23 protein-coding genes are annotated in these 24,110 nt (G+C 51.9%); 13 read left to right on the top strand and 10 right to left on the bottom strand.

Annotation, left to right across the window (positions count from 1 at the left end):
• Window positions 1-83: 83 nt before the first annotated feature.
• The 8 genes from ACO0LH_RS07810 to ACO0LH_RS07775 all read left to right on the top strand — a co-directional run bounded on the left by ACO0LH_RS07810 (window position 84) and on the right by ACO0LH_RS07775 (window position 9,315).
• Window positions 84-1,862, top strand: coding sequence for an ABC transporter permease (locus ACO0LH_RS07810; protein WP_422940469.1), 1,779 nt, complete (start codon window positions 84-86; stop codon window positions 1,860-1,862).
• A 59-nt stretch (window positions 1,863-1,921) separates the two neighbouring features.
• Complete coding sequence (locus tag ACO0LH_RS07805) at window positions 1,922-2,986, top strand: ABC transporter ATP-binding protein (protein WP_422940468.1); 1,065 nt, start codon at window positions 1,922-1,924, stop codon at window positions 2,984-2,986.
• Window positions 2,987-3,111: 125 nt separating this feature from the next.
• A complete protein-coding gene (locus ACO0LH_RS07800) occupies window positions 3,112-3,501 on the top strand; it encodes a hypothetical protein (protein ID WP_422940467.1) in 390 nt (129 codons plus the stop codon).
• Window positions 3,502-3,544: 43 nt separating this feature from the next.
• Window positions 3,545-4,489: a 4-hydroxy-tetrahydrodipicolinate synthase gene (dapA, locus tag ACO0LH_RS07795; protein WP_422940466.1), complete on the top strand. Its 945-nt coding sequence runs from the start codon at window positions 3,545-3,547 to the stop codon at window positions 4,487-4,489.
• A 45-nt stretch (window positions 4,490-4,534) separates the two neighbouring features.
• Window positions 4,535-5,185, top strand: a complete 651-nt coding sequence (locus ACO0LH_RS07790) for a cobyrinic acid ac-diamide synthase (RefSeq protein WP_422940465.1) — start codon at window positions 4,535-4,537, stop codon at window positions 5,183-5,185.
• A gap of 4 nt (window positions 5,186-5,189) precedes the next feature.
• A complete protein-coding gene (locus ACO0LH_RS07785; protein WP_422940464.1) occupies window positions 5,190-5,558 on the top strand; it encodes a hypothetical protein in 369 nt (122 codons plus the stop codon).
• Between the two features lie 30 nt (window positions 5,559-5,588).
• The gene (locus ACO0LH_RS07780) at window positions 5,589-6,233 is read left to right on the top strand and encodes a hypothetical protein (protein ID WP_422940463.1); all 645 of its coding nucleotides are present in this window, start codon (window positions 5,589-5,591) and stop codon (window positions 6,231-6,233) included.
• Window positions 6,234-6,336: 103 nt separating this feature from the next.
• Window positions 6,337-9,315, top strand: coding sequence for an EAL domain-containing protein (locus tag ACO0LH_RS07775; RefSeq protein ID WP_422940462.1), 2,979 nt, complete (start codon window positions 6,337-6,339; stop codon window positions 9,313-9,315).
• Here the strand turns inward: ACO0LH_RS07775 and ACO0LH_RS07770 are convergent.
• Window positions 9,292-10,185, bottom strand: a complete 894-nt coding sequence (locus ACO0LH_RS07770) for a Dyp-type peroxidase (protein ID WP_422940461.1) — start codon at window positions 10,183-10,185, stop codon at window positions 9,292-9,294. The genes ACO0LH_RS07775 and ACO0LH_RS07770 overlap by 24 nt on opposite strands.
• A 202-nt stretch (window positions 10,186-10,387) precedes the next feature.
• Here ACO0LH_RS07770 and alaC point away from each other — a divergent pair, with 202 nt between their 5' ends.
• Window positions 10,388-11,641, top strand: coding sequence for an alanine transaminase (gene alaC / locus ACO0LH_RS07765; protein ID WP_422940460.1), 1,254 nt, complete (start codon window positions 10,388-10,390; stop codon window positions 11,639-11,641).
• A gap of 162 nt (window positions 11,642-11,803) precedes the next feature.
• Here alaC and ACO0LH_RS07760 read toward each other — a convergent pair whose 3' ends face one another.
• Window positions 11,804-12,463: a class I SAM-dependent methyltransferase gene (locus ACO0LH_RS07760; RefSeq protein ID WP_422940459.1), complete on the bottom strand. Its 660-nt coding sequence runs from the start codon at window positions 12,461-12,463 to the stop codon at window positions 11,804-11,806.
• Window positions 12,464-12,513: 50 nt separating this feature from the next.
• A complete protein-coding gene (locus tag ACO0LH_RS07755; RefSeq protein WP_422940458.1) occupies window positions 12,514-13,254 on the bottom strand; it encodes a siderophore-interacting protein in 741 nt (246 codons plus the stop codon).
• Window positions 13,255-13,292: 38 nt separating this feature from the next.
• Between ACO0LH_RS07755 and ACO0LH_RS07750 the strand changes: the two genes are divergently transcribed.
• The gene (locus tag ACO0LH_RS07750; protein ID WP_422940457.1) at window positions 13,293-13,763 is read left to right on the top strand and encodes a MarR family winged helix-turn-helix transcriptional regulator; all 471 of its coding nucleotides are present in this window, start codon (window positions 13,293-13,295) and stop codon (window positions 13,761-13,763) included.
• Window positions 13,764-13,795: 32 nt separating this feature from the next.
• Entirely contained in the window at window positions 13,796-14,857 is a 1,062-nt protein-coding gene (gene hisC, locus ACO0LH_RS07745; RefSeq protein ID WP_422940456.1) for a histidinol-phosphate transaminase, read from the top strand.
• A 12-nt stretch (window positions 14,858-14,869) separates the two neighbouring features.
• Here hisC and ACO0LH_RS07740 read toward each other — a convergent pair whose 3' ends face one another.
• Window positions 14,870-15,364 (bottom strand): hypothetical protein, encoded by a 495-nt coding sequence (locus tag ACO0LH_RS07740; protein ID WP_422940455.1) that lies wholly within the window; start codon window positions 15,362-15,364, stop codon window positions 14,870-14,872.
• 20 nt (window positions 15,365-15,384) lie between these two features.
• The gene (locus ACO0LH_RS07735; protein WP_422940454.1) at window positions 15,385-15,870 is read right to left on the bottom strand and encodes an asparaginase domain-containing protein; all 486 of its coding nucleotides are present in this window, start codon (window positions 15,868-15,870) and stop codon (window positions 15,385-15,387) included.
• Between the two features lie 189 nt (window positions 15,871-16,059).
• Here ACO0LH_RS07735 and ACO0LH_RS07730 point away from each other — a divergent pair, with 189 nt between their 5' ends.
• Entirely contained in the window at window positions 16,060-16,836 is a 777-nt protein-coding gene (locus ACO0LH_RS07730) for an L-asparaginase (RefSeq protein WP_422940453.1), read from the top strand.
• Between the two features lie 10 nt (window positions 16,837-16,846).
• On the opposite strand, the gene ACO0LH_RS07725 is transcribed toward ACO0LH_RS07730, so the two are convergent.
• The 5 genes from ACO0LH_RS07725 to ACO0LH_RS07705 all read right to left on the bottom strand — a co-directional run bounded on the left by ACO0LH_RS07725 (window position 16,847) and on the right by ACO0LH_RS07705 (window position 21,862).
• Window positions 16,847-17,281 (bottom strand): GNAT family N-acetyltransferase, encoded by a 435-nt coding sequence (locus ACO0LH_RS07725; RefSeq protein WP_422940452.1) that lies wholly within the window; start codon window positions 17,279-17,281, stop codon window positions 16,847-16,849.
• A 64-nt stretch (window positions 17,282-17,345) separates the two neighbouring features.
• The gene (locus tag ACO0LH_RS07720; RefSeq protein WP_422940451.1) at window positions 17,346-17,867 is read right to left on the bottom strand and encodes a TlpA family protein disulfide reductase; all 522 of its coding nucleotides are present in this window, start codon (window positions 17,865-17,867) and stop codon (window positions 17,346-17,348) included.
• A gap of 125 nt (window positions 17,868-17,992) precedes the next feature.
• The gene (locus ACO0LH_RS07715; protein ID WP_422940450.1) at window positions 17,993-18,580 is read right to left on the bottom strand and encodes a YdcF family protein; all 588 of its coding nucleotides are present in this window, start codon (window positions 18,578-18,580) and stop codon (window positions 17,993-17,995) included.
• Window positions 18,581-18,667: 87 nt separating this feature from the next.
• Window positions 18,668-20,605, bottom strand: a complete 1,938-nt coding sequence (locus tag ACO0LH_RS07710) for a putative bifunctional diguanylate cyclase/phosphodiesterase (protein WP_422940449.1) — start codon at window positions 20,603-20,605, stop codon at window positions 18,668-18,670.
• Between the two features lie 279 nt (window positions 20,606-20,884).
• A complete protein-coding gene (locus ACO0LH_RS07705; protein ID WP_422940448.1) occupies window positions 20,885-21,862 on the bottom strand; it encodes a D-2-hydroxyacid dehydrogenase family protein in 978 nt (325 codons plus the stop codon).
• A gap of 387 nt (window positions 21,863-22,249) precedes the next feature.
• On the opposite strand from ACO0LH_RS07705, the gene ACO0LH_RS07700 reads away from it, so the two are divergent.
• Window positions 22,250-24,100: a phosphoenolpyruvate carboxykinase (GTP) gene (locus ACO0LH_RS07700; RefSeq protein ID WP_422940447.1), complete on the top strand. Its 1,851-nt coding sequence runs from the start codon at window positions 22,250-22,252 to the stop codon at window positions 24,098-24,100.
• The last annotated feature ends 10 nt before the right edge of the window (window positions 24,101-24,110 follow it).

The raw sequence follows: 24,110 nt of genomic DNA, 5'->3' as shown, positions 1-24,110 counted from the left end.
GCCTGCATCTGGCACCCAGCATTTCCCGTACCGTGGGTTTTTGCCCACTCTGACTGAACTCAACATTTCCTATTGGGCTGAGCATGAGCACCCTGAGTCTTCCTCCGCGTAGCCGGTGGTCGCAATTCAACTGGCCGCGCGGCCTGGTTGTGACCCTGACACTGCTGGCAATTTTTACGCCATTGTCACTGATCCTGTTTCAAAGTTTTTTGAATGCGCCGTTTTTCTCGCCAGTCAAAGAACTTGGGCTGGATTCTTACCGCTTTATTTTTGATGACCCGGATTTTGTCCAGGCTTTCTGGAATGGCCTGATCCTTGCGTCAGGTCTGGCCGGTATTGCCGTGCCGCTAGGTGGTTTGCTGGCCTTTCTGATGATACGCACTGACCTGCCTGGCCGCAGCTGGATAGAACCGATGTTGCTGGTACCGATTTTTGTATCGCCGATGGTGATGGCCTTTGGCTATGTGGTATCGATGGGACCAGTCGGCTTCTATACGCTATGGGTCAAGCAGTTGACGGGCGTTGAACCCTGGAATATTTATTCCTTCTTCAGTATTGTACTGATCGCCGGTCTGACCCATGTACCGCATGTGTATCTGTACTCATCGGCCGCGCTGAAAAGCCTGGGATCAGATGTGGAAGAAGCCGCTCGTGTAGCCGGTGCTTCACCCTTCCAGGTGGCGCTGCATGTGTCTTTGCCGATGATCATGCCTGCGCTGGCCTTTGCTGCCGTGCTGGTGTTCTTCCTGGGCTTTGAAGTTTTCGGCCTGGTGCTGGTACTGGGTGACCCGGAAGGTCATCTGGTATTGGCGACTTATCTGTACAAGCTGACCAACAAACTGGGTACGCCTTCGTATCACCTGATGGCCGCCGCCGCTGTTTGTCTGGTGGCGGTGACCATGCCGCTGGTGATGGTGCAACGCTGGCTGCTGAAATCAGCGAACAAATATGTATCGATCAAGGGCAAGGGTTCACGCCAGAAACCGCTGCCGCTGGGCAAGTGGAAATGGCTGGCGTTTGCCGTGCTGGCAGCCTGGCTGATTTTCACTATCGTCTTGCCATTGTCAGGCATCGTCTTGCGCGCCTTTGTGTCTTACTGGGGTGAGGGCGTCAGGCTGGCAGACGTGATTACCTTACAGCATTTCAAAGACATACTGGAGCAACCGTCACTGATGCGCGGCATTTTCAATACCGTGCTGATCGGCATCATCGGGGGCGCACTGGCGGTCATCTGCTATGCCGGCGTAGCGCTGGCCATGCATCGCAAGCCTGACGGCATCACCCGCCTGCTTGACTATAGCGTACTGGTGCCACGTGCCATTCCCGGCCTGCTGGCGGGTCTGTCTTTCTTATGGGTCTTCCTGTTTGTACCGAGCTGGCTGGAAAGTGGTTTGAAGGGCTTTGACAATGCCTTCTGTCTCTGGCTGATAGAAAATGTGATACCGCAATTGCGCGCCTTGCGCTCTACCATCTTTTCGGTATGGATTGCCTATTCCGTTGTGTGGATGGCCTATGGCCTGCGCCTGATCTCCACTGCCTTGCTGCAAGTCGGGCCTGAACTGGAAGAAGCGGCAAGGGCAGTGGGTGCCAGCCGTGGCCAGGTCACGCGTGATGTGACCCTGCCTTTAGTCAAGTTTGGTTTGCTGGGTGCCTGGCTCATGGTGTTCCTGATTTTCGAGCGTGAATATTCGACTGGCGTGTATCTGCTGTCTCCGGGTACGGAAGTGATCGGTGCGCTGATCGTGTCCCTGTGGGCTGGTGGCTCGGTTGATCTGGTAGCCGCACTGTCGTTTATCAATATCACTCTGGTTGCGATCGGCCTGGGGCTGGCCTTGCGCTTTGGCGTGAAATTGAGCCATTAAGCGGCAGCACAGCCCCCCGTCAACTCCACATTAGTCATATAAAAATACGAGAGCACACTATGTCTGAATTAAGCGTACAAAATTTAACCCTGGAATACGGTTCCGGTGCAACGGCCAACCCCATCCTGAAAGGGGTGTCGATGGATTTGCAGCGTGGTGAAGTGGTCGCCCTGCTTGGTCCTTCCGGCAGCGGCAAAACCACCTTGCTGCGCGCTGTCGCAGGGCTGGAGTCACCAAAGACCGGTACCATCCATATCGGTGAACGCGCCATGTTTGATGGCAGCAAGGGCCTGGAAGTACCGGCCGAACAGCGCAACCTTGGCCTGGTATTCCAGTCCTATGCCTTGTGGCCGCACAAGACTGTCTTCGACAATGTCGCTTACGGTTTGAAATTGCGCAAGATGAATGGCAGTGACATCGCTGCCAGGGTGAAAGACGTGCTGGGGCAGTTGGGCCTTGGTCATCTGGGCGAACGGTTCCCGCATCAATTATCAGGCGGGCAACAGCAGCGTGTGGCGATTGCGCGCGCACTGGTCTACAACCCGCCCGTAATTTTGCTGGACGAACCCCTGTCCAACCTGGATGCCAAGTTGCGCGAAGAGGCGCGTGCCTTCCTGCGCGAACTGATCGTCAGACTGAACCTGTCTGCGCTGATGGTGACCCATGATCAGGGTGAAGCGATGGCCATTTCCGACCGCATCTTGTTATTGAATAATGGTGTCATCGAACAGCAGGGTACACCGCAGAGCATGTATGAAACACCGCACACCCTGTTCACCGCTGAATTCATGGGTAGCAATAACAAACTCAAGGGCAAAGTAGTACAACGCGATGGTGAATTTGCCAGCGTGAATGTCAAAGGCGAAATCCTCAAAGCCAGTGTACGCGGTAAAGACACAGGGGAAGAAGTCACCGCCATCATCCGTCTTGAAAAAGTCAGGATCACCGATAGTCATACTGAAAATTCAATCAAATTGCCATTGACGACCTGCATGTATCTGGGTGATCGCTGGGAATGCCTGTTTGGCCATGCTGAAGATGGCTTGCGCGCTTATTCACCGTACAAGCTGGCAGCAGGCGACTATTATCTGCAACTGGATGCTGACAAGCTGTGGCTATATTGAAACGGCTTTAACTAATCGGGCGGCCAAACTTTATAACTCGTTTACACCAGACGCCCGTTTTCTTTAGAGAATCTTTACGCCTCAACTGCTAATCTTTCATTGTGTCAAACACAGAGAGATTATCCATGAACCAGCACACAGGCATGTCAGGGACTGAACATCGCATTTCTTTCCCTGATGACTTCTCCGACGCCTTGCAGTCATCCAAACGGGAAAAGTTCCTATTTGAAACCGCCTTGCCACGTCGTTCACGTCCAGCGCCAAAAACCACGCAAAACGACTTTGTCATGCGCATTACTGTAGATGCGCATGCCATTACAGAACTACGCCAGCTGATACTCAGAACCTGCGGTGACCTGGTGCAGTTCATGCGTGTCAAACCGGTAGATCATGCGACAAAGATGAAAGTATGGCTATGCCTTAGCCAATCGTCCGTTGATACCATGACCAGCAATATCATGCGCGCCTTGCCACAGGCAGAGTTTGGAAAATTCACGCCCCTGTTATCTGTTTAAATACAGCTGACACCTCACACTTACCATCTGATCTGAAAACATCATGTCCACTTACGAAGGCATCTGGGTTCCACTTGTCACGCCCTTTAAGCAGGGTAAAATCGATTTCGATACGGCGCAACAACTGGCTATAAGGCTAATGGCTTCCGGTGTACATGGGCTGGTGGTGTGCGGCACTACGGGTGAAGCAGCAACGCTGAATGAAAATGAACAAAGCCTTTTACTGGCGGCGATTCTCGAAGTGACAGCCGGCAGTTGCCCGGTGTTGATGGGCATCAGCGGCAGTGATACTCAGGTGCTGACAGAAAAAGTCATGCGCTTCAGCCATCAGGCACAAACCGGCTTCCTGGTTTCTGCCCCCTCATATGTACGTCCTTCCCAGGAAGGTATAAGGCAACATTTTGAGGCGCTTGCCCGTGCGACTGAAAAAGCCATCGTTCTTTACAACATACCCGCGCGAACTGGCGTCAACATTGACCTGGGAACAGTAATCGCATTGCAGCAACAGCGCAACATCGTTGCCATCAAAGAATGTGGCGGCACACTGACACAGATCAGGGGGCTGATCAATTGCACCCATCTGCAAGTGATGTGCGGTGACGACGCCATGCTGTTTGATGCCCTGTGCGTCGGTGGGCATGCTGCCATTTCCGCCGCCGCCCATGTGCGGCCAGATCTGTTCGTCCACCTCTATGAATTGATGCACACGGGCCATACCAGGGAAGCGGGTGCGCTTTTCAATCAGTTGCTGCCCCTGATACAACTATTGTTTTCAGAATCCAATCCGGCGCCGCTCAAGGCAGCGCTGGCGATGCAAGGCCAACTGAGGGAAGAATTACGCTTGCCCATGACGCCCATGTCAGCCGAAGGCAAGACCCGATTGGCAAGGGAACAGGAAAAAGTCATGGCCATACCTGTACCACACAAACTGCCAGGGACACTGAGCCTTGTCAAAAATAAGCTCGGTTCATATGCGCTGGAAAAGTAATTCTTCAATAAAACTTCATTCATTCTGAAAAGAAAATTCTTCATCATGATCATCACCATCGCCAATGGATCAGGTGGCAGTGCGAAATCCATTCTGACAGACAACCTGGCCGCCTTGCGTGCTCTTGCAGGGCACAAGGTTATCGTACTCGACAATGATCCCGGACACACATCGCTGAGCTGGAGTAGCGAAAGACGCCTGCATGGCCATTGCCCGCCGGTGGCAGCACGATCCATCAGCGGCAAAGGACTGCAACCCGAACTGGAAAACCTGAGCTGTCATTATCACGACATACTGATTGATACCGAATCGCGCGATTGCATGGGTAGCCGCTCGGCATTGCTTGCTGCCCATGTGGCACTGATCGCTATTGATCTTGAAAACCTTGCGCAGTTTAATGAAGCAGTACTGATCAATCGCATACAAATCGCAAGGCAAACGAATCCTGACTTGCGCATTTTGGTGGTGATGACCAGCACTGAAAAATTTCCGGCATCTATGGATAAGGCCCGCATACAGAACTTTGTTCAGCAAATTCCTGCGGCACAGTTATTTCCCGGCTTGCTTCATTCCACTGCCGCATTACACTGTGCCTTCCAGGGTGGCTTGTCTGTCAGCGAATATTTGCCCGCTGATCACGCAGCAATATCAGAAATGCAGGACTTGTTCAGCGAAGTGTTTGCCATACCTGGCTAAGCGTATGCATGTTCAATTTTTTCCTGCGGTTTTTACATGGGCAAGCCTGCAAGTTGTTTCAGGATTACTGCTGTTCCTGTTTTCTGTACACCTGTTTTTTTCCAAGAAGACTTACCCATCCGGCTATGGTGTCTTGCTGGTCTTGGCAGGTAATTTCATGCTGTCACGCTGCTCTGAGCCTGCCTGTTATTCGGCTTTATTGATCGCCTTTGCCTGCGCGGCGTCTGCCCATTTTTTATCAATGGCAATTTACCATCCCAACTCTGGTTTGCTTATCGCCATCAAAAGCCTGCAACGTCTGATGGGGCTGGTACTTGCGCTGGTTGCAGTGGACAGGATACTGATGAGCGCACATGACTGCTTTTCTGCATGAAGCGGCGCTAGTCACAGGCAATGTGCAGACATGAGCGTGCTAACAGTGATCACTCACGAAGCAGACGGCAATGCGCGCACCATCGCGACCACACTGGCGCTGCGCAGGGCAAACGCAGGCCGTAATGTGCTATTGCTGCAACAGCAAAAAGCCCTGAAGCAGGCAAACCAATACAGCAAGGAAAAACAAGGGGAGGAATGGCTGGCAACAGAAATGAAAGACGCTGCCAGGCCCCACCCCTTATGTTTCGGTGAATTGTTCAATGCATGTCATGTGAGCGCAAATACCTATCACGATATTGTCATTGAAATGCCCAAACTACAGGGTGCTGATGCAAAAACCATTTTTTCCATGACCGACACGCTGGTGCTGGCCATACCACCAGCGACATGGAATAAAGACAAATGCACGCGTTGCATAAAACAGCTTAATCTTGCCAGATCCTGCCACCAGGATATGTCTGTACTGATGATTGTTGACGAAGTAAAGAGCCTGTCAGCACAAGCGATGATTAACAGGTTCTTTGAAAAAGTACCCGGCCTGCGCTTCATTTTCATCCCGCCCAATAGTAGTTTGTTACTGAGCAATTTATATAAAGCCATCTTCTCAAAACCTGTTATTGACCTTGAATGCCAGGAACAAGCGCATGAAATGCCCACTGGTCTGCCAGACTGATGTGTCAGTGATAAATACAGGGAAATGCCTGCGTGTATCAAAAGTTCACCAATATTTTCCTGACTATGCCGCATAATTGACAAAGTTCAAACAGGACGATGTCATGTCGAAGTCACAACAATTTGCCCGTTCCAGAAATTTCCGCAAGGAAATATGGGCAGGTCATTTTCTGTTGGTTTTGCTGGCTTACTTTGCCGCCGGACGTATCGGACTGGCGATTCCTTATGTGAATCCCAATGTCAGCCTGATCTGGCTGCCAACCGGGATTGCGGTTGCCGGTTTGCTGCGGTATGGCAGAAGCATGGCATTTGCGATTTTTCTGTCGGTACTGTTACTGGAAATGTCGGCTGGCTTCAGCGTTCTGGCATCGGTCAGCCTGGCCATAGGGAATACGCTGGGGCCCTTTTTGGCCAGCTGGCTTTTGCGCAAACAATTTTTTCGCCGCGATTTTTCCCGCAGACGTGATGTGATCGGTTTTAGCCTGGCTGTGATGGCAGGCATGTGCATATCTGCCACTGGTGGCGTGCTGACGCTGTGGATGCATGGCTTGTCCAAAGAACTGAGTACAGTCTGGCTCACCTGGTGGGCGGGTGATACCGTCGGTGCCTTGCTGGCGGGTCCTTTATTACTCTCGTTTTCCAAGCAGTCGCTGATCGAATTATTGCAAAGACGCAAAGAAATCATCGGCTTCGTTCTCATTTTCATCCTGGCAAACTGGTTGATCTTTGCCTCGCCTTACAGCCATCTGCACCTGACTTTCATTACGGTCGGCATCATGATCTGGGCAGCCATGCGCTTTGGTATATCCGGTGCGTCTTTTGCGGTACTTGCCACGTCGATGTTTGCCGCTTGGGCCAGTTCGCATGGAATGGGGCCGTTTTATAGCGGCGGCCAGGCCAATCTGCTGATCCTGTGGGCGTATATGACGACCATGGTGCTGATCACCCTGATCATCACCGCCTTGCAGACCGAAAGCATAGACGCCACGCGACAAATCCAGGAAGCCTATCAGCGCATCAACAAGGTGGCCTCACGTCTGCCCGGCCTGGTCATGCAATACCGCATACGGCCTGATCACAGTGCGTCCATTCCCTTCGCCAGCGATGCGATCGTGCAGCTGTTTGAAGTCACGCATGCCGAAGTAAGGGATGATGCCCTGCACCTGTTTTCCCGTATTGACAGCCGCGATACTGAAACTGGTACAGAAGTCATTCGTGAAGCCATGCGTAATCTGTCGCCATGGCAAAGTGAATTCCGCCTGCGTCGCAAGGATGGCAGCATACGCTGGCTGTATCTCGACGGCTTGCCAGAACCGGAACCCGACGGTGCCATGCTATGGCATTGCTTTGTCACCGACATCACCGAGCGCAAGCAGGCAGAACAGGATTTGCGTATCGCAGCCTGCACTTTTGAATCACAGGAAGGCATCTTTGTCACCGACCCTGACTGGGCCATATTGCGGCTGAACCAGGCATTTACCCGCATTACCGGCTATACCGCCGATGACCTGATAGGCAAGCGTCCACCCCTGCACAAAAACAAGCAGCAAAGCCGTGCCTTCTTTGAAGATATCAATGCCTCGCTGGCACAATACCGCTACTGGCATGGGGAATTATGGAGCCGCCGCAAAAACGGCGAAATCTATCCTCAAATGATCACCCTGACTGCCATCACCGACAACCGTGGTGAAGTCAGCAACTACATTTGCTCATTCACGGACATCAGCCGCAATAAAGGGTATGAAGCTGAAATTCGCAACCTGGCATTTTATGATTCACTGACGCAATTACCGAACCGTCGTCTGCTGATGGACAGGTTGCAGCACCTGATCTCATTGAGTAACCGCTCAGAAAGCCATAGCGCCATCCTGTTTATTGACCTGGACAATTTCAAGACACTGAATGACACGCGCGGCCATGATGCTGGCGACCTGCTGCTGATAGAAACCGCCAGCCGCCTGCAAACCTGTGTACGCGACAGCGATACCGTCGCCAGGCTGGGTGGGGATGAATTTGTGGTGGTGCTGGAAGAACTGAGCAGCATACGTGATGATGCCTTGCGCCAGGCTGATCGGATTGCAGAGAAAATACGCCAGTTGCTCAGCCAGCCGTACCAGATCACTGATTTCGAACACCACGGCTCAAGCAGCATTGGCGTCTGCCTGTTCCAGGGCGGCGACATTACCGTCAAAGACCTGTTCAAGCGTGCCGATACCGCCATGTATGAAGCCAAGACGGCGGGCCGCAATGCCGTGCGTTTCTTTGATCCTGCCATGCAGGCCATACTGGTCGTGCGCATGCTGCTGGAATCAAATTTGCGCATTGCCCTGATCAATAACCAGTTCCAGCTTTACTACCAGGTGCAGGTGAATTCCGATGGCAAACTCATCGGTGCCGAAGCCCTGTTGCGCTGGGTACACCCTGACCGCGGCTTTATTTCACCGGCAGAATTTATCCCCCTCGCGGAAGAGACCGGGCTCATCATTCCCATCGGTTTATGGGTACTGGAAACCGCCTGCAAACAGATCAAGCAATGGGAAGACGAACCGGAAACCCGGCACCTGACACTGGCGGTCAACGTCAGCGCCAAGCAATTCCAGCAAGCCGATTTCGTCGAAACCCTGAGCGAAATTATTGCGCGTCATGCGATAGATGCCACACGCCTGAAAATCGAACTGACAGAGAGCACGATACTGGACAACGTCGACGCCACCACGGAAAAAATGCATCAGTTGAAAAAACTGGGCATTGCTTTTTCCATGGATGACTTTGGTACCGGCTATTCTTCGCTGGCCTACCTGCAACGTCTGCCACTAAATCAGTTGAAGATAGACCAGTCGTTTGTTCGTGATCTCAGCCATGATGAAAATGATGCCACCATCGTGCGTGCCATCATTTCACTGGGCGTCAACCTGGGCTTGAACGTGATCGCCGAAGGGGTGGAAACCAGCGCCCAGCGGGCTTTCCTGATTGAGCACAATTGCTATGCCTTCCAGGGCTATTTCTTTTCCAAACCCCTACCGCTGGAAGGCTTCCTGGCCTTGCTGAAAGCGCCGCAATCAAACGATATCGAGCAGGCTTAAGTCCGGCTTGCCGTTCTTCATCGGTGGACACCAGAAATAACTGCCTGTCTGTGGCTGGGTAAATTGGAACAGGGCATCAACAATCCCATCTTCAGCACCTGACATGCGACGCAGTTGCACTTCAAACGGATAAAAAGAATGCGCAAAGGCGACAAACATCAAACCGGCCTGATCCTGGGCTGCCCACGGCATGGAACGTCTGAGCATGAAGGCTTCCGGCGTGAAATCTTCCTGCGCGGTACGTTTCACATGGGCAGATTCTGGTGCGTCTTCCAGTTCTTCATTATCTGATCTGCGACGGCCTACTGCATTGTCCTGCTGTTCTGTGGACATCGCATCAAAACGTTCAAAACGGTGTGTCCATTGCTGGACAGCGACAAAGCTGGAACCGGCCAGGCCGGGAGTTTCCTCGTCAACAAACGCCGCCGCGATAGCCGCATCGCCATGCGGGTTTTCAGTACCGTCTTCATAGCCACTGAGGTCGCGCCCTTCCTTGTATTTAAAGGCATCAAGCTGTTGCTGCACTTCAAAGGCCGGTGCCAGCATTTTCAAGAGCTGATGCAGTTGCATGACGAGTGCACCACGTTCAGTCTGACGCAACCAGCACCATAAAGCTGCTGGTGTGGCAGGCAGGCGTACACGACTGTCAGCTACGTCCTTAAATTCTACGAGACCTTCTATAGGTTGACCCAGTGCGGCAGCCAGGCTTGCACCAATGCCGATGACCAGCGTGTTGCCATCTGCATGCGCGGCCAGTTCGCGTAGTACCTGTTGAAGCAAAGCCGCAGAACTGTCGTTTTTTAGCTTCAATGTGAGATAAACGGCATGGGCAGGAACTGCCTGCAAAATGCCTTCCTGATACAGCGACATGAATAACTCCTCGTGCTTATGCGTGTGTTGAAGTTTGAAAAAATAAATTTGCCCAAGCATACCCCAGCTTGTCAAACTTTTGATTGCTTGCTACTATCAAACGCGAAGCCATCGCTTCAGCGTCGCTCGGACGGTTCCGGGCGCCCGTTCAGCTTTTCTGTATAAACAAGACAGGCAAGCCGGACTACGTACAATTTAGATCATGACAAATACATCTACTCCGCCGGGTCGGGGTTCTGCTGTTGAAGGCACGTCTGCGCCTGCAACAAAGTTCTCTTTCGCTCGTATCAATCGTCTCCCTCCTTACGTATTCAATATCACTGCCGAACTGAAAATGGCGGCACGCCGTCGTGGCGAAGATATTATTGATATGTCCATGGGTAACCCTGACGGTGCAACGCCTGCGCACATTGTCGAAAAACTTGTCGAAGTGGCGCAGCGCCCCGACACCCATGGTTATTCTGCATCGAAAGGCATACCGCGCCTGCGCCGTGCGATTGCCCACTGGTACAAAAAACGTTATGAGGTTGAGCTCAACCCCGATACCGAAACCATCGTCACGATCGGCTCCAAGGAAGGTCTCGCCCATCTGATGCTGGCGACGCTGGACAAGGGGGACACCGTGCTGGTGCCCAACCCCAGTTATCCCATTCATATCTACGGCGCAGTGATTGCCGGTGCGGATATACGTTCGATACGCATGAGCCCTGGCGTGGATTTTTTTGCCGAGCTGGAGAGGGCAATACGCGAAACCTATCCAAAACCGAAAATGATGATTTTTGGTTTCCCGTCCAACCCGACGGCGCAATGCGTGGAGCTGGAATTTTTTGAACGTGTCATCAAGCTGGCCAAAGAACACAATATCCTGGTCGTGCATGACCTGGCCTATGCCGATATCGTCTACGACGGCTGGAAAGCGCCCTCCATCATGCAGGTAGCCGGTGCACGTGACGTTGCCGTGGAATTTTTTACGCTATCAAAAAGCTATAACATGGCTGGCTGGCGCATCGGTTTCATGGTCGGCAATAAAGAACTGGTAGCGGCACTGGCACGTATCAAGAGCTATCATGATTATGGTAGTTTCACACCCGTGCAAGTGGCAGCGATTGCTGCGCTGGAAGGTGATCAGAGTTGTGTGGAAAAAATCCGTGATCAATACCAGAGCCGTCGTGATGTCCTGGTCAAGGGCCTGCACGAACTGGGCTGGATGGTGGAAAAGCCAAAAGCCTCAATGTATATCTGGGCGCATATACCTGAACATTACCGCCACCTCGGTTCACTGGAATTTTCCAAACAAGTTTTGGAAAAAGCCAAACTCTGTGTGTCACCAGGCATAGGCTTTGGTGAATATGGTGATGAGTATGTGCGTTTTGCATTGATAGAAAATGAATCACGCATACGCCAGGCTTTGCGTGGCTTGAAGAGCATGTTCAAGGAAGACGGATTGAAGGCTTGATTGCCCCTGTCTTATTTGTGTCTTGTCTGTGTCTTGTATCTGCAGCGGTAAAAATGAAGGGGAGAAATCAAACAGGTTTCTCCCCTTCGCTTATTGAACTGTGTTGAGCTGTGCTGAGCTGTGTCAATCTGCGCCAATATTGATCAGCGTATAGGCATGTCGCTAACGCTTGCGCGCCAGAGTCAGGCCATCACCTATCGGTAGCAGGGACAGATCCACACGCTGGTCAGTATGCAGTTTGGTATTGAGCTTCTGCAAGGCCAGGGTATCAGCATCATCAGCAAAAGCAGTCACTTTGCCGCTCCACAAGGTATTGTCGATGGCAATCAGGCCGCCACGGCGCACCAGCTTCAGGCAACGTTCGTAATACGCGTCATAAGACACCTTGTCAGCGTCAATGAAAGCGAAATCATATTGTTCTGCTTCGCCAGCGGCCAAGCGTTCATCCAGTGTCAGCACGGCAGATTGCAGACGCAGATTGATCTTGTGTGACACTTCTGCCCTTTCCCAATATTCTTTGGCGATGCTGGTATATTCATCGTTGATGTCGCAAGCCAGGATGCTGCCATCTGCCGGCAGGGCCAGCGCTGTTGCCAGGGTGCTATAGCCAGTGAACACGCCGATTTCTATGGTTTTTCTGGCGCCCAGCAATTTGATCAGCATGGCCATGAACTGACCCTGCTCAGGCGAAATCTGCATGCGACCAAAGCGATGCTCAGTCATGGCGGCCCGCAGAGCTGTCTGTACCGGCAGTTCACGCAGGGAATTGGCCAGCACATACTGATACAAGTCATCGTCGAGATTTAATGTTTGATTTGACATGCAGGTCCTCAAATTTGATAAATCGGCTGGCTGCGACAGGTAAAGCCAGCTCAGCCTTCCAGGTTTTCATGGTGGGCGATCAGGCCACGTTTCCAGTAGGCGGCTACCCGCATGGCCGCATTGCTCTGACCTTTTTCTTCTGCAAGTATGCGCCGTACAGCCGCCATGGTAGCAGCTTCGCCCGCACACCATGAATAACCGTCTGTATCAGGCAATTGCAGCGCGCGTACGCTGGACAATAATTCTTCCGGTGTACCGACCCAGCTGATGTTGACGTTGGCAGCGCTGGTCAGCTTGCGGCGGTCAGCCGGGTCGGCTGTCAGGATGATGACAGTGACATTTTCACCAGCAGGCAATTCTTCCAGCCGCCTGCTGATCGCGGGCATTGCCGTTTCATCGCCAACCAGCAAATGCCAGGCATAATCGCTTGGTATGACGAGTGAACCACGCGGCCCTGCCACGGTCACGGTCTGTCCGGGCTGTGCCTGCTCTGCCCACGCAGTCGCAGGGCCTTCATCGTGAATGGCAAATTCCAGCACCAGTTCACCCCTGGCGGCATCATAGTGCCGCGGCGTGTAATCGCGTTTGACGGATTGTTCACTATCAGCATCCAGTATCAGTTTGATATGGTCATCAAACGAAGCACTGATAAAACCGGCAAGAGCGGCGCCACCCAGAGTGATGCGACGGAAATGCGGACTTAGTGTTTCCACACGGACAACTTCAAGGTCGCGGCGTTTTATCTCATGGCGCAAGCGTTGTACGCGGCTTGGTCTAGGGTCTATACTCATGACTTACTCCATCGAATTAGTTGACAATATCTACTATAATGCGCAAAACAAATGACAATGTCAACCATTCTCAGAAAAATAATGAGGATGGCGTGCTGGATTTGATCCATACCGTCATGCACCAGTACCGCTCTTTGCAGTATCAGACTTTGCGTGACGGCCCGTACGACATCACGCATATGGAAAGCAAGGTGCTTTCCTATTTTGGCAAAAATGCCTGTGCCACCCAGAGCGATCTGGCCAAAGATTCTGGCCGCGACAAGGCGCAACTGGCGCGCCTGATCAAGAGTTTGCGTGACCGCGGCTTGCTGGAGGGTGTCGCCGATGAAGCTGACCGCCGCAATGTCAAACTGACGCTGACCAGCGATGGCCAGGCGGTATTGAGTGAGCTAAGACAACAGGCAAAGCGGCTCAACACGCAAGCTGTGAGCGGCCTTGCCAGCGCAGAGCAAGAACAGCTATTACAGCTTTTGCGTCAGGTAAAAACCAATCTGGACAGTGACAAATAAACCTGAATTTTTAGCATAGGCCTACCTTCATCATGAGTCGATACTGGAGTAAAGTCGTACACAATCTGACACCGTATGTGCCAGGCGAGCAGCCGAAGCTGGAAAAATTAATCAAGCTTAATACCAACGAAAACCCTTACCCGCCTTCACCGAAAGTGCTGGCAGCAATACAGCAAGCGACGACTGCCGACTTGCGGCTCTACCCTGATCCTGGCGCTGACAGCTTGCGTGGGGTGATTGCCCACTATCATGGCTTGCAGGCAGACCAGGTATTTGTCGGCAATAGTTCAGACGAGGTGCTGGCGCATGTTTTCCAGGCTTTGCTCAAGCATGATTTAGCTATCTTGTTTCCTGACATCAGTTACAGTTTTTATCCTGTGTATTGCGGCCTGTATGAAATCACTGCACGCGCCGTACCGTTGGATGCCCAATTCCAGATCAATATTGCTGATTATGCGCAGGCAAACGGGGGCATTATTTTCCCTAACCCAAATGCGCCTACAGGCTGCCTGCTGAACCTGGCAAGCATAGAAAGCCTGTTGCAAAACAACAGGAATACGGTGGTCATCATTGATGAGGCGTATATTGATTTTGGCGGCGAAACCGCGATTGCGCTGATCAACCAGTATCCGAATTTGCTGGTGGTGCAAACCCTGTCAAAATCACGCTCACTGGCAGGATTGCGTGTGGGCTTTGCCGCAGGCCATGTTGATTTGATTGCCGGATTGAACCGCGTGAAGAACAGCTTCAATTCTTACCCATTGGACAGGCTGGCAATGGCGGGCGCAATAGCCGCTTTTGAAGACCACGATTATTTCAGACGAAACTGCGATGCGGTTATCGCCAGCCGGGAAAGGCTGACTGAGGATTTGCGCAAACTTGGTTTCCAGGTCTTGCCGTCAGCAGCCAATTTTGTTTTTGCCCGTCACCCGGATTTTGACGCGCAGATCCTGGCGCAAGACTTGCGAACGTCCGGCATTATCGTGCGTCATTTCAAACTACCACGCATCAGTGATTTCTTGCGCATATCGATAGGGACGGATGTCGAGTGCACGGCGCTGGTTTCGGCCTTGCGTATACTGCTGGCAAAATAATCAGGCTGGTTTTTATTCAGGCCAGATCGATAAAACCAGTTCTTCGATATTATTCGGGTCGTTGATTTTCTTTTTGGCGTCGGCCCAGTCAGGTGGTGCCGGTATGGCTTTTTTGGTGTGCACGGCAGTATTGATTGCCATCTTGATGCCAAACACCAGTACACCGGCAGTCACATCAACCGGTGGCACTTTTTGCACGACTTCATAGATTTGGTTATCGTAATATTCATGCACAGCCGGTGCCATGTCCAGCCACGAAGTGACGACGCCATCAGCACGTATGGCCACCACGAGGTAACCGGCGCTTTCGGGCATTTTGGCTTTTTTCAGGGCACGGTAAATCTGCAATTGCAGATTGCGTGAGTAACGGCCAAAAGTATCGACATTGATGCCTTTGGCTTCCAGTTCTTTTTGCGACTGGAAAAAATAAATGGAATCAAAACGCGTATCTGCTGCTTGCGTCAGCGTGGAAAAACAAAATAGCAGGGTCGCCAGCAGCAGTTTCATAGATAGCCTTGTAGTGGGTTTTACTTGGTAACAAAGACACCAGCCGTACGGTTTTTTTGCACATTGTCCCAGGCAAATACCTTGCCGTTCATGGCCACATGCACACCGGCTGGTAATAATTGCGCGGCGCTACAGGCAAAACCCAGGTTAAACAAGGCATCTGAATTAGCAATTTCGTAAGGGATCATGGCGCCAGTAAAGACGATGGTCTTGCCCAGGTTTGCCGCACCAAGTACCTCGGCAGTTTCACGCATGGTATCGGTACCGTGGATGATGACAATCGCATTTTCGGCAGAGTTCTGGCAAGCTTGCAGGATGGTCTGGCGATGGCTGTCGTCCATGTCCAGCGAATCCATCAGCATGCAGACTTCGAGTGCCACCGGGATGGTCAGACGTGCCCTTTGCAGCACATCCGGCAAATGGCTGTCGGCAAAGCTCAGCTTGCCCGCCAGTTCATCATAGTGTTTATCGAAAGTACCGCCGGTGGCGAGGATGCGCAAAGTCATGTTGTCGTCTCTAGTTGAATGTAAATAAATTCTGAATAAATGCATTGTAACGCGCCAGGGCAGGGAGTGAAAACTGCTAAACTAGGCGAGAACGATTCTGCGTTGTTTGTGTGTGACTTGTACGTGAATTGTGACTTGTTTAAGATTTTTGATCGCTGATATAACATTGCGCTGATACACCATCGATATATGAAGCCCATCGCCCCCGGAACTGTTATTTTTCACCGCCATCGTGGTTTTGGCGTACTGACATCCGTCAACTTGTTAAGCGGCTGGGTAGCAGCGCGTTTTGGTGATGAGAAACGCACGCTCGATCTGAACCTGTCTACCGATGACGTACAGCATGCAGATGGTGAAGCCATCCTGTTTCGCCGTTCGCCACCAGAACGCATGCCGCATGCACGACTGATGGCAATGGTGCGCGAATTGCATGCTGCCGGTTATCAGAAACTGTATCTGTATAGCTGGCCAAAACCATCCGGCCTGCACTGGCGCTGGCAATTATTGACCGGTACGCGCAACTGGATGCAAAGACCCTGGCGCGAAGGCTGGTATGGCTCAGGAGCTGATTACAATTTCAACCCGGTGATGGGCTGGGGTGATGCACCGGGTGCCACAGCAGCAGAATTAATTGATGCACTGGCACGCTTTGACCCGGCTGGCCTGGCGCAGGCGCTGGGGCATGATGAAGACCATACGGCATGGTTTGCTCAGGTCTGTGATGCCTTGTTGCCCAACTATGCTTACAGTCTCGGTGCGGACACGCCGGAACACCCCCTGCCGCTGTATTTGCCAGTGATAGCCGTGCGCCAGCGTCAGCCAGAATGGGAAGCTCAGGGCCTGGCTTACCCACCCGGCTGGGAGCAGACCTGGAGCCCAGACAGCCTGATGCGCCGTCACCAGCAAAGGGCCGTGGTCAGGCATGACGTGATCCCGTCTGGATGGAGCTTGCCTCTGGAGTTTTAAAAATAAACGGTCAGTTTATTTTCTTTGAAAGATGGTGGCAACTGAGGTCGAAGTCATTTTTCAGGTACAGCCTGTGCGCATCATGCCTTTGATAACCAGTATCAAGATGCAATTCATCGCAGCCCAGAATTTTTGCCTGCCGCGTCACCCACTCCATCAGCGCTGATCCCAAACCGGCATTTTTCTTTTGTGGAAGGGTAATCAGGTCATCAAGATAAAATATCTTGCCCCAGGCCAGATAATGCTGCACACGGTAACCCGCGGCAGCCACCACTTCTCCATCCATTTGTATGCAGGCGATGTGATATCCCTCTGCCGCCTGAACCTGCACCCGGCGTACAAATTCTGTTTCATCCAGATGCGGTCTCAGATAGGCAAATACGGTAAAACACTGAAGCAGGTTTTCTATCCGGCTTGTATCGACGATGTTGACTTCATATTTCAATTGCGATTCCCTGAGTCTGATAAAACAGGAACAAAGTACTCAAAATGACGCGAACCTACACAGATCAGGATTTGGCGTCCAGCGATTCCCACAGATTATCCCAGTCATTCGGCTGGAAGCTGCCTTCGCGCTTCAACACCAGTTGTCCCTTGGGATTAATCACAAAATGGGTAGGCTGGCTGACGATACTGCCGAAATTGTCCTTATAACCTGGGGTATTGCGCCAGATGATAGGGAAGCGCTGATCGGCCGGGACGGCAAGATTGATTAATTGCACATAAGAATCATAGTCTTTTTTGTCCTGATCAATATTGATTGCGAGCAAAACGAAATTGCGCTTCATATTGCCGACATAAAATTCGCGCATCAATTTCAGGTCGCGCGCGCAGAGGTTGCAGCCTGCGGTAAAAAAACTCACCAGGACAGTTTTCCCGGCAAAATCACTCATGGCGATTTTCTTGCCATTCAATTCTGCGCCTTGAAAACTCATAAGCTGAGTGTCTTTATTTTGCTGTGCAGAAACAGAAAAACTGGCAATTGCCAGCAAACCTGCAGCAACCATACCGACTAATTTTCTTTTGTTCACGTTTTAAACTTTCTAAAGAGATGCACTTCAACAAGCATGAATCATATTACAGATGTGAATTAGTCTCTGTCCATCACTTAATATTACAAAACCCGGAGAAAGACTTCAGCACAACTCAGCCGGCATCAGCCCAATTGCGGATTTCTGAACGTATATTCGAAATAGGCAAACACTTCACGCGTCAGTGAATAGATGTCTCGCAGCTCAAAATAATCAGCATGCACATGACCGGAAGTTGCTACGCCAAACTTTTTCATCGCCAGCTGAAAACGCGCCATATGGAAGAACTGGCTGACCAGGATGGTCGAATTCCAGCCTTTTTCCTTCAACAAGAGCGCCGTGTAGCGGGCGGTTTCAAAGGTATTGATGCCATGGCTGTCAGTATAAATAGCGGTTTCGGGCACACCCTGTTTGAGCAGATAGGCTTTCATGACGGTCGCTTCATCGAGCCCTTCTTCGCCAGTGGCACCGCTGACCAGAATAGCCTTGCACTGCCCGGCCTTGAATAATTTTATAGCCGCATCCAGCCGCGCCTGCAAGCGTTTTGACGGTGTGCCGTCAGCATTGACGGTATTGCCAGGCACAACGGCCAGATCAGCGGTCGCAAGCTGGTCACGCAAACCCAGCAGGCTGATGGCAGCAGCCATCAGCAAGAGACAGAGAAGCAGACTGAGACTGAGCTGCATGATTCTTTTTTTTAAGGAAACTGGCATGGTATTTTCATATGATCCCGAATTGGGACTATGAAAATACGTCAAAGCCGCCAAATTAACAAGTGGCTTTGGAAGTGGCAGGCAAACTTATGCAGAAAGTGCTGACGTCATGCGGGCTTCCCAGGTACGCGTCCACAAGCTGAAGGTATCGGCTGCCATCGGTTTGCAGAAGTAAAAGCCCTGGCCGATATCGCAACCCATGGCTTTTAATTGTTGCTCTTGTTCTATGCTTTCTATGCCTTCTGCCACCACTTTCAAATTCAGATTGTGCGCCAGCTGTATGCTCGACTGCACGATGGCACGGCTGCCTGCATCCGCTAAAGTAGACACAAAACCCTGGTCCAGCTTGAGTTCGTTCACCTTCAGGTTTTTCAGGGAAGACAAGGACGAATATCCCTTGCCGAAATCATCTATCGACAGCCGGCAACCCAGGTCATGCAGGTTTTGCAGTGATTGGCTGGCGATCTCCGGCAAGTCGGCAAATGCACTCTCTGTGAGTTCGAATACAATATATTCGGGTGGCAAGCCAAATTCTTTGAGCAACCCGCGTACATCAGCAAGAAATTCAGGATCGGTCATGCTGCGTGCCGATAAATTGATGGACATGCAAATGTCCAGACCTTCGGTACGCCATCTGGCAAGCTGCCCGATGGCTTCACGCATCACCCATGCCGTAAAGGGTTTGATCAACCCCGATTTTTCTGCAATCGGTATGAATTCCGCAGGTGCAATCACGCCCGATACGGCGTCCGTCCAGCGGGCCAGTGCCTCTACACCGACTATGGCCCCAGTTTCCATATCGATTTGCCCCTGATAATGCAGGCTCAGGCTGCCGTTTTGCAAGGCCTCATGCAATTGCCCGAACAACAGCCGCCGCCGCTGTGATTGCTGTTCCAGCTGTTCATCATAAAAAGCCAGTTTCAGATTGGCGAATTGTGCCTGCACCATCGCCTGAGCGGCTTTTTTGAGGAGAGATTCTGCGTCGGCTGCATGCCCAGGGTAGGCAGCTATACCGATAGTGTGATCGATATGGATGGCGTAATCGCTGATCTTGTATTCGAGCCGGAAGGCCAGGATTTCTTTAATGATTTCGGTGGCACTGATATCTTCTGAATGCTTGCGATAGATGCAGACAAATTCGTCACGCCGTATGCGCGCAAAGATGCCACGCGAGCCCACTGCTGCTGTCATGGTCGATGCCACCGAACGAATTAATTTATCGCTGGCGTCATTACCCAGAATGTTCATGGTGTCGAACATCTTTTGCAAACGTATATTGACGATAAGCAGGGTATGACCGCGCTCTGCAGCAGTGGCTATTTCGCTGCTGAGTATTTCTGACAGGCGCAGGCGGTTTGGCAGACCGGTGATGACATCATGGTAAGCCGCCTGTTCCAGCTTCAGCAGATAGCCGTCAGATTTTTCCTGAGTGAGCTGATAGCCACGTTCGCTGTCGGGCAACTTTTTCACTTCCTGTACACGTCTGGTACGGAATATGAGTGCAATACAGGCATAGAAAACCAAAGCAGCGATTGCCTGTTCGACAAAGGAGTCGGGATAAGGACGGCCAAACAAAAATTCCCCGGAAAACTTGAGTGCCAGCACCATCAATACCAGCCATGCCAGGTTCCATTGCACACCCACTTTCCTGTCCTTCAGCCAGAATGCCAGGAAAGGAAAACTGAATACCCATAAGGTCGCCGTGCCCTGCATCCCGCCCAAAAACCCAATTGCCACGGAAATGATCAGGGCATACAGCAGCACTACGGATTCAGCATAGTCCAGCAGGCGCTCGCTGGCAGATAACAGGAAGGCCAGCCCCAGCAAGAAAATCGCCACGCCGGCTTCGACCAGGCCAAGTACCGGATAACCGAATTGCAGATAGTTTTCTGTCGCGAAAATCAGCGTGATCATGGCCGACAAATAGATCAGCAGCCTGACATAACGTCGTCGCTCGTCAAAAGTAAACATATCCCTGGTGAGCATGTCTTTCAACATCCCGAAGCGCAACACATTACGTCTCATCGCCAGCTTCTCCTTCCAAGTTTTATCTCCAGGCAAATACACTTTGCCTTTTTGCTTTTACCGATCAAGCCTCATTGGTTTTGCAGTTTAGTGTATTTTTTACAAAATTAAAGTATTTACAATGTTATTTTTTAAATATTTATTCGAAACGGGGATTTAGCAGGGATATGGTTTGTGCGCTGAAATACACAGGCACGAACATGGGAAAGCAAAGCAGCTTGAACGGACAGGCGCACACTTGAGACAGCGTGCGTCGTCCGCTGGCAATGATGATGTGGGTTAAGCCGGATTCAATATATTCCTGGGTTCGCCGGCAGCAAAATCCAGGATATTCTGGAATGCAATACGGAAATACAAGTCATAGCTGTCCTGCTCCACATAGCCCAGATGCGGCGTTGCCAATACATTCTCACGCCGTAGTAAAGAATGGCTGGCATCAAGTGGTTCAGATTCGAAGACATCAATTGCCGCGCCGCCGGGGCAGCCTGCATCCAGTGCTTTTTCCAGCGCACCCGCTTCCACCAGTTCGGCGCGGCTGGTGTTAACAAATAAGGCATCCGGCTTCATCAAGGCCAGGTCAGCCGCACTGACGATGCCACGGGTGGCCTCGTTCAAACGCAGATGCATGGTAATGATGTCGCATTGTGCAAAAAAGCTGGCTTTGGAATCAGCGACCAGCAAACCATCGGCAGCCGCCTGGGCCAGGCTGGGTGCCCGCCCCCATACCATGACCTGCATGCCAAAGGCTTTAGCGTATCCCGCAATGATCTTGCCGATTTTGCCGTAACCCCAGATGCCCAGAGTGCGCTTCTTCAACACCCGTCCCAACTGGTTATGGCTGAGGTTGAAGGAGGCAGTTTGCCATGCGCCTTGCCGCAATAACTGTGCATAAGCCGGTATCTTGCGCGAAGCCGCCATGATCAGCGCCCATGTCAGTTCTGCCGGCGCAGTGGGGTCGCCAATCCCTTCGGCTATGGCGATACCGGCTTCCGTAGCGGCTGGGACATCGATATTGCCTGCCACCTTGCCGGTCTGCGATATCAGTTTGAGATTCGGCAGCTTTTGCAGCAGGGCTTTGCTCAGACGAGTACGCTCGCGTATCAATACCACCGCCTCATAAGGTGCCAGGCGTATAGCGAGCTGGCCGACACCGGTGGCAGTATTGTTGAAAACCTTGACCTCATGGCCCTTCAACAAGTCAAAACAGGGCAAATGACGTACAGCGTCCTGATAATCATCAAGTATGGCAATTTTCATGAATTATTTCCTCCAGGCTGAATGGTAACTGGTAACGCTGTTGAATACCCGGGCAGAGACCCACTTGCCTGGAAGACAAGCTGAAAAATCTTCACTTTCATAAAACGTATTATTATGATAATGAAACTGATGCAAAATTCGCTTCCGGCCAGACTCGCGTGTACAATGTTCGCCTACGTAGCTTTTAGATTCTTCCGCCCCGCGCCATCCTGCCGGGCGCAAGCCAGGAGCCAAGACACCCTCTTGTCTTCGTATTATCCGACAGAACCGCCGCTATGGTGTTCGCCTTGCTTGAGCGCTCCTGCGATCGCATCGCCACAATCTAACGACGATCCTGCCGTGCCGCTACACCGGTTTTTTTATTGAAATGGCATTGGAGGTAGTATCGTGAATCAACCCATCATGAAAGGTGTGGCTGCATTGAACGCACCCGCTTACGTGAAACATCAGAAATTGATCAACTGGATCGCCGAAATGGCGGCTTTGACCAAGCCTGACAATATCTATTGGTGTGACGGCTCGCAAGAAGAGTACGACCGTCTGTGCGCACTGATGGTTGCCGCTGGCACCATGAAAAAGCTGAATGAAGCCAAGCGCCCCAACAGTTACCTGGCCTGCTCTGATCCGTCGGACGTGGCCCGTGTCGAAGACCGCACCTATATCTGCTCGACCAACAAAGAAGATGCAGGCCCGACCAATAACTGGATGGCCCCCGCAGAAATGCGCGCCACCCTGAACCCCATGTTTGATGGCTGCATGCGTGGCCGCACCATGTATGTCGTGCCTTTTTCCATGGGCCCGCTGGGTTCTCCTATCGCCCATATCGGCGTGGAACTGTCTGACTCGCCTTACGTTGCCGTCAACATGCGCATCATGACGCGCATGGGCCAGGCTGTATATGAGGTACTGGGTACAGACGGCGATTTCGTCCCTTGCGTACATACAGTCGGCGCACCTTTGGCTGAAGGCCAGGCTGATGTGGCATGGCCTTGCAATAACACCAAATACATCGTGCATTATCCAGAAACGCGCGAAATCTGGTCTTTTGGTTCCGGTTACGGTGGCAATGCACTGCTGGGCAAGAAATGCTTTGCACTGCGTATCGCCTCCACCATGGGCCGTGACCAGGGCTGGCTGGCAGAACATATGCTGATCCTCGGTGTAGAGTCACCAGAAGGCAAAAAGCATTATGTCGCAGCGGCCTTCCCGTCTGCCTGCGGCAAGACCAATTTCGCTATGCTGATCCCCGCCATCAAGGGCTGGAAAGTTACAACGATTGGTGACGACATCGCCTGGATCAAACCTGGTGCGGATGGCCGTTTGTATGCGATCAACCCTGAAGCTGGTTATTTTGGCGTTGCACCTGGCACCAATACCGCCACCAATTCCAACTGCATGGCGTCTCTGACCGCCAACACTATATTTACTAACGTCGGCCTGACCGATGATGGTGATGTCTGGTGGGAAGGCATGAGCAAGGAAGCACCAGCACACCTGATCGACTGGCAAGGCAAGGACTGGACACCAGAAATCGCCAAAGAGACAGGCCGTAAAGCCGCCCATCCCAATGCGCGTTTCACGGTGGCGGCAACGCAGAACCCTGTCATTGACGCAGCCTGGGATGACCCGGCTGGCGTACCTATCTCTGCCTTCATCTTTGGTGGCCGCCGTTCAACGACCGTGCCTCTGGTGACAGAAGCACGCAACTGGGTAGAAGGCGTCTACATGGCAGCGACCATGGGTTCTGAAACCACGGCTGCTGCGGTTGGCCAGCAAGGCGTGGTGCGTCGTGATCCTTTCGCCATGTTGCCTTTCATGGGCTACAACATGAGCGACTATTTCCAGCACTGGCTGGACATGGGCAAGAAGATAGCAGCGGCGGGCGCAACACAGCCAGCGATTTTCTGCGTCAACTGGTTCCGTACGGATGAAAACGGCAAATTTGTCTGGCCAGGTTTTGGCGACAATATGCGCGTTTTGAAATGGATGCTGGAGCGTATTGAAGGCCAGGCCAATGGTGTGGAAAACATCTTTGGTGTCACGCCTACCTTTGCTGACCTGAACTGGGAAGGCCTGAACTTCACGCAAGCGCAGTTCGATACCATCACTTCCATCGACAAAGCCGCCTGGGATGCAGAATTGAAACTGCATGCCGAGCTGTTTGAAAAACTGGCTTACCACTTGCCAGCCGATCTGGAAGCGACCCGTATCGCCCTGGAAAAACGCCTGGCAGCCTGAGTTACATATG

The sequence above is a fragment of the Undibacterium sp. TJN19 genome (assembly GCF_049339485.1).
In the GTDB taxonomy this organism is placed as follows: domain Bacteria; phylum Pseudomonadota; class Gammaproteobacteria; order Burkholderiales; family Burkholderiaceae_D; genus Undibacterium.
The sequence above is the reverse complement of the archived record's forward strand: the minus strand, read 5'-3'. Positions and strand labels throughout refer to the sequence as shown.

Bases quoted from the DNA above. Each gene is read 5' to 3' on its own strand.
- ACO0LH_RS07710 (WP_422940449.1), bottom strand. From the start codon at position 20,605: ATGAGACGTAATGTGTTGCGCTTCGGGATGTTGAAAGACATGCTCACC.
- ACO0LH_RS07715 (WP_422940450.1), bottom strand. From the start codon at position 18,580: ATGCCAGTTTCCTTAAAAAAAAGAATCATGCAGCTCAGTCTCAGTCTG.
- hisC (WP_422940456.1), top strand. From the start codon at position 13,796: ATGAGTCGATACTGGAGTAAAGTCGTACACAATCTGACACCGTATGTG.
- alaC (WP_422940460.1), top strand. From the start codon at position 10,388: ATGACAAATACATCTACTCCGCCGGGTCGGGGTTCTGCTGTTGAAGGC.
- ACO0LH_RS07755 (WP_422940458.1), bottom strand. From the start codon at position 13,254: ATGAGTATAGACCCTAGACCAAGCCGCGTACAACGCTTGCGCCATGAG.
- dapA (WP_422940466.1), top strand. From the start codon at position 3,545: ATGTCCACTTACGAAGGCATCTGGGTTCCACTTGTCACGCCCTTTAAG.
- ACO0LH_RS07805 (WP_422940468.1), top strand. From the start codon at position 1,922: ATGTCTGAATTAAGCGTACAAAATTTAACCCTGGAATACGGTTCCGGT.
- ACO0LH_RS07810 (WP_422940469.1), top strand. From the start codon at position 84: ATGAGCACCCTGAGTCTTCCTCCGCGTAGCCGGTGGTCGCAATTCAAC.
- ACO0LH_RS07740 (WP_422940455.1), bottom strand. From the start codon at position 15,364: ATGAAACTGCTGCTGGCGACCCTGCTATTTTGTTTTTCCACGCTGACG.
- ACO0LH_RS07780 (WP_422940463.1), top strand. From the start codon at position 5,589: ATGAGCGTGCTAACAGTGATCACTCACGAAGCAGACGGCAATGCGCGC.
- ACO0LH_RS07770 (WP_422940461.1), bottom strand. From the start codon at position 10,185: ATGTCGCTGTATCAGGAAGGCATTTTGCAGGCAGTTCCTGCCCATGCC.
- ACO0LH_RS07705 (WP_422940448.1), bottom strand. From the start codon at position 21,862: ATGAAAATTGCCATACTTGATGATTATCAGGACGCTGTACGTCATTTG.
- ACO0LH_RS07750 (WP_422940457.1), top strand. From the start codon at position 13,293: ATGCGCAAAACAAATGACAATGTCAACCATTCTCAGAAAAATAATGAG.
- ACO0LH_RS07790 (WP_422940465.1), top strand. From the start codon at position 4,535: ATGATCATCACCATCGCCAATGGATCAGGTGGCAGTGCGAAATCCATT.
- ACO0LH_RS07730 (WP_422940453.1), top strand. From the start codon at position 16,060: ATGAAGCCCATCGCCCCCGGAACTGTTATTTTTCACCGCCATCGTGGT.
- ACO0LH_RS07785 (WP_422940464.1), top strand. From the start codon at position 5,190: ATGCATGTTCAATTTTTTCCTGCGGTTTTTACATGGGCAAGCCTGCAA.
- ACO0LH_RS07775 (WP_422940462.1), top strand. From the start codon at position 6,337: ATGTCGAAGTCACAACAATTTGCCCGTTCCAGAAATTTCCGCAAGGAA.
- ACO0LH_RS07800 (WP_422940467.1), top strand. From the start codon at position 3,112: ATGAACCAGCACACAGGCATGTCAGGGACTGAACATCGCATTTCTTTC.
- ACO0LH_RS07735 (WP_422940454.1), bottom strand. From the start codon at position 15,870: ATGACTTTGCGCATCCTCGCCACCGGCGGTACTTTCGATAAACACTAT.
- ACO0LH_RS07760 (WP_422940459.1), bottom strand. From the start codon at position 12,463: ATGTCAAATCAAACATTAAATCTCGACGATGACTTGTATCAGTATGTG.